The 4,262-nt window shown below is 60.2% G+C and carries 5 protein-coding genes; 4 read left to right on the top strand and 1 reads right to left on the bottom strand.

Translation table 11 applies throughout. The features are described from left to right. Nucleotides 1-983 (top strand): hypothetical protein (locus ACH2EH_RS13935; RefSeq protein ID WP_395142646.1); only part of this gene is annotated, 983 nt, incomplete at its 5' end. Here ACH2EH_RS13935 and ACH2EH_RS13930 read toward each other — a convergent pair. Next, the gene (locus ACH2EH_RS13930) at nucleotides 964-1,389 is read right to left on the bottom strand and encodes a GNAT family N-acetyltransferase (protein ID WP_395142644.1); all 426 of its coding nucleotides are present in this window, start codon (nucleotides 1,387-1,389) and stop codon (nucleotides 964-966) included. The genes ACH2EH_RS13935 and ACH2EH_RS13930 overlap by 20 nt on opposite strands. Before the next feature lie 45 nt (nucleotides 1,390-1,434). Between ACH2EH_RS13930 and rsgA the strand changes: the two genes are divergently transcribed. The 3 genes from rsgA to ACH2EH_RS13915 form a co-directional block, all read left to right on the top strand. Beyond that, nucleotides 1,435-2,424, top strand: a complete 990-nt coding sequence (gene rsgA, locus ACH2EH_RS13925; protein WP_395142642.1) for a ribosome small subunit-dependent GTPase A — start codon at nucleotides 1,435-1,437, stop codon at nucleotides 2,422-2,424. A 55-nt stretch (nucleotides 2,425-2,479) separates the two neighbouring features. After that, the gene (locus tag ACH2EH_RS13920; RefSeq protein ID WP_395142640.1) at nucleotides 2,480-3,724 is read left to right on the top strand and encodes a DUF4832 domain-containing protein; all 1,245 of its coding nucleotides are present in this window, start codon (nucleotides 2,480-2,482) and stop codon (nucleotides 3,722-3,724) included. After that, on the top strand, nucleotides 3,721-4,262 hold a 542-nt coding region (locus ACH2EH_RS13915), incomplete at its 3' end, for a serine hydrolase domain-containing protein (protein WP_395142638.1). The genes ACH2EH_RS13920 and ACH2EH_RS13915, both read left to right, overlap by 4 nt.

Raw genomic sequence — 4,262 nt, 5'->3', positions numbered from 1 at the left:
CGGCAGCCGCCCGTTCCCCCAAGACAAACCAGCCCATTATCAAGATGCCCACTGCCACGACGGACCTGAAAAATGGGGCGCTGGGAGGCGCAAGTGAGCCCGTGTCGAGTTTTGTCGGGGTGTTCGTGCCCGCCAGTGGCTCAACACCAAGCGCAGGGATCTACGTGGGGGGCGATGTCAAAGACATGAACCTGAGCTTTGTGGCGCACAGCGGACACGATGATCAGGTGATCGAGATCATTCAAGGGATTACAGGCAGGGAGCAGCGCTCTCTACTAACGGCCTGCCTTGTCAGTAACACTCTGGAGCTCCTGGTCTACACGCGGGCGGTGTCCACCGATCCCTGGACACTCACTAGCACGACGAACTACACCGGGGGGACGACCAACCAGACCCTCTATATCAATGGCGATGTGGGTAGCCAAACGTCGCCCTATCCCGGTGGACTCTCCGGTTACGTGGTGAAAAACCAGATGTCAGGCGCGACAGTCGTGCGTCCTAACTCCTGGACGATTGCCACTGAGGGAAGCAAGACAATCAATATTGACGGGGGGATTGTCTACAAAAACCTAGTCACGGATGGGAGCAACCCCAACAACTTGAAGTCTAGCGCCGCCACCGCCCCCGTGGAGTCAGGGACTCTGGGCCTAGTGTCGGGGCGCTTCTGTGTGCCGCTTCTGGATGGCGGAGGTGCCGTTTTAGACTACCTTACCATCCACGCTGTGTGCATGGCCTACGATACGTTTATGGTCGTCGGCCCCACCACGCGCGCCCCGGGAGTGATCAATCTTCTCGGCGGCTTTATTGTGAAAAATAACAGCCAGATGGGGGTGGTGACGCTCGCGGGGGTGGTGAATAGTGGCTTTCTTCTCAACCGCAACTACGACCAGCGGATCGCCGATGATCCCCCGCCCAACTATCCCGTGGCGGACCGGAGCTACCAGGTGATGTCTTTCCAGAAAGTCAACACGACTCTGAACTAAAACGCATGAGGTAATGGGGGCCGACACCGGCAACAGTGAACGGCTCCCCCTGCGTGTGCCATCCGCTTTTCTGGTAGAAGCCTACGGCGCTCACTCGGGCATTGCACCAGAGTGGCAGACTGCATCTTTGTGCGTGCTGCTGTACTGCGACAAGAACCGCCTGCCCTACACCCTTCCCTTGCCACTCGGGAGCCGTCGCCATGCCGCGTAGCTGGAGCGCGTTGTTCTTTTTAATCACGCTCGCGCACCCGATCACCGCGCCGTTTGTGTCTAGGGCCGCAAAGTGTACGCTCCCCTCCGCTGCATCTTCGGCGAAGTGTGCCGCGCTCTCAGGGTGGCCCGGACGAAGCACTTGCCAGCGCAGTGCGATCAGTGAATCTGCCGTGGTTTCCTTTATCGTGAACACGGGGCTATAATACCCTGTGACGACGTGAGGAAATAGGGATTATGATTGAGTGAGGGCATAGTGACGCAGGCAGGGCGGGGGCTCTACACGGTGCAGACCACCACAGGGCGCATCTTGCCTTGCCGTTTGCGGGGGAACCTGAAGAAACGCTTTACCTACTCCGAGACCGCTAGCCATGTGCGGCGGGTTGAGAAAGTCAAGAAGCTCGCCGAGACCGATCCGATTGCGGTGGGCGACCGGGTGATGATCTTGGTGGCGGAGTCCGGCACCGAGGGCGTGATCGAGGAAGTACTGCCCCGCCGTAAGGCACTCGTGCGGCGCTCCGGCAACGAGCGCGAGCGCCAGACTCTGGTCGCGAACTTAGAGCTGGCCGTGATTGTCTTTTCCGCTGCGGAGCCGCGCCCGGATCTGTTCAAACTAGATCGCTTTCTGGTGCTGGCCGAAGACAGTGAGCTGGAGGTTCTGATTGTCCTCAACAAAGCCGACCTGGCCGCGCCCGAAGAGCTCACCGAGGCGCTGGCCGAGTACAGGGCCATTGGCTATGATATTTTAACGACGAGCCGGAACACGGGCGAGGGCATTGACGCACTGAAGGCCGCGCTCAAGGGCCGCCTCTCCGCGTTCTGTGGCCCATCGGGGGTGGGGAAGTCGTCGCTGCTGAATGCCGTCCAGCCGGGCCTCCGCCTCAAAGTGGGGGAGATCAGCGAGATCACGCACTCGGGCCGACACACCACCGTCCGGGCGGAGCTGCTCACGCTAGAGATCGGTGGCTGGGTCGCGGACACGCCAGGGCTACGGCAAGTCCAGTTCTGGGACTTACTGCCCGAGGATGTCGCCTTTTGTTTCCCCGAGCTTGCGCCGCTGATGGGGCACTGCAAGTTCCCCAACTGCCGCCACCGCACCGAGCCCGCCTGCGCCGTCCGCGCCGCCGTGGACGATAAGCGCGTCAGCCCCCGCCGCTACCAGAGCTATTTACAGATGACCGAGATAGATTCCACCCATGGGAACTCAGCCCGCAAGCTGTTTCCTTCCTGACCGGGAACGATACGTGAAACCAGCCCTTACTCTTTTTGTTGGGTACACTTTCATCATGTCCAAAATGCTCGCTCTGCCCGCAGGCCCTTCGCCGCTCGACAACCCGCTCAAGGGCTGGTGCGCCTACTCCGATCCAGGCTTCGTTCACGCGCTACCTGTTGCGATGGCTTACTTCTACGCCTCGTGGCGGGAGTTAGAGCCGCGCCCCGGTGTCTTCGCCTGGGAAGCGTTCGAGAAAACGTGGGAAAGCCCGCTCGCACGCGGCAAGCACGTCATTCTGCGGCTGTTTTTGGAGTACCCCAACAAACCGACCGGTCTGCCACAGTGGGTGATTGATTCAGGCGTGAAACGAACGCCCTACGACACCAAAGAAGTCGGCAAGGGCCTCTGCCCCGACTGGGACGATCCGAAGCTGTTAGAGCCGCTCCTGGCGTTCATCGCGGCGTTTGGAAAACGCTACAACTCCCACCCCCGAGTTGCATTTCTTCAGCTCGGGACGCTGGGCTTTTGGGGCGAGTGGCACACCTGGCCCGTGAATAAGCTCATGGCGTCGCTGGAGACGCAGAAGAAAGTCGTGGCGGCGTACAAAGCGGCCTTTCCCGATGTCCCTCTCCACGCTCGCTACCCCCACGATGGCACGAACCACGCGTGGCTCGGCTACCACGACGACATGATCCCGCAAGACTCGCTCGGCCCCGACGAGTGGCAGTTTCTGCCGTCACTGAAGAAAGCCGGACGCACGGAGAACTGGAAAACCGCTCCCTTCGGCGGTGAGATGGAGCCAGGTGCGGCGAAGAAGTGGCTCGGTGAGGGCTGGCCGACGCTTCAAAAATCTATCGAGCAGCTCCATTTCTCGTGGATCGGGCCGTACTGCCCTGCGAATGAGAAAGACTTGACTGCCGAGCATAAAGCCCATGCCGACGTGCTGGTGCGGCGCATGGGCTACAGCTTCCGCCTTACCAAACTTGCTTACGCCTTCGAGACCAGCGGCGTTCTGCGTATTACCCTCGATGGTGTCAATGAGGGCGTCGCACCGTTTTATAGAAACTGGCCACTGGAGGTTGGCATCCTCGACGAAACGGGCCGTGATGTGACTCTCACCCGCCCGAGTGTCGATCTGCGCCGCTGGCTCCCCGGCCCGTTTTCGGTGAAAGCGTCGCTTATCGGCATCCCAAAGCTCCCGAAACTCCGGCTCGCCGTCCGTGTCGTTGATCCGTGGGAAGGCGCGGCGCTGCCCCTGCGCTTCGCCAACAAACTCCCCGTCGTGCGAGGCGGCTGGACGGAGCTCACAACGCTTTGATCACTTCTTTGCAGGAAGACAAACTTGAGGAGGCAGCGGATATTCTGACGAATGCCTGCGCCAGCGGTCAGGTTCGGGGAGCGGTTTTGCATGTTCGCAGCCAAACGACGGTATTCACGCGCTCTTTCGGGGATGCTCCGTCGGTGGACGTGGCATTTCTTCTGGGATCTATCTCGAAGCCGATTGTGATCGCGGCCTTGATGACTCTGTATGACCAGGGTTGCTTCGGGCTGGACGACCAAGTCCGAAAGTATCTTCCCGAGTTCACCGGGGAAGGACGCGACCGTGTGACGATTCGGCACCTGCTCACCCATGTCTCTGGTCTGCCGGATCAGCTCCCGGAAAACGCTAGCCTTCGCCAGAGTCATGCACCGCTCTCTGAGTTCGTGAGTGGGGCGGTTCGTGTTCCCTTAGAATTTGAACCGGGAACGCGTTACCTGTATTCGAGCATGGCAGTCTTGTTGGCAGCGGAGATTGCGCAGCGGGTTTCTGGAGTCGAGATTAAGCAGCTCGTCACCGAGGTGGTTCTACGACCTCT

The organism is Armatimonas sp. (assembly GCF_043760365.1).
Lineage (GTDB): Bacteria > Armatimonadota > Armatimonadia > Armatimonadales > Armatimonadaceae > Armatimonas.
This window is presented reverse-complemented; position numbering and strand designations above follow the sequence as displayed.

Excerpts from the sequence above, each read along its gene's own strand:
- ACH2EH_RS13920 (WP_395142640.1), top strand. The coding sequence starts at position 2,480 with ATGTCCAAAATGCTCGCTCTGCCCGCAGGCCCTTCGCCGCTCGACAAC.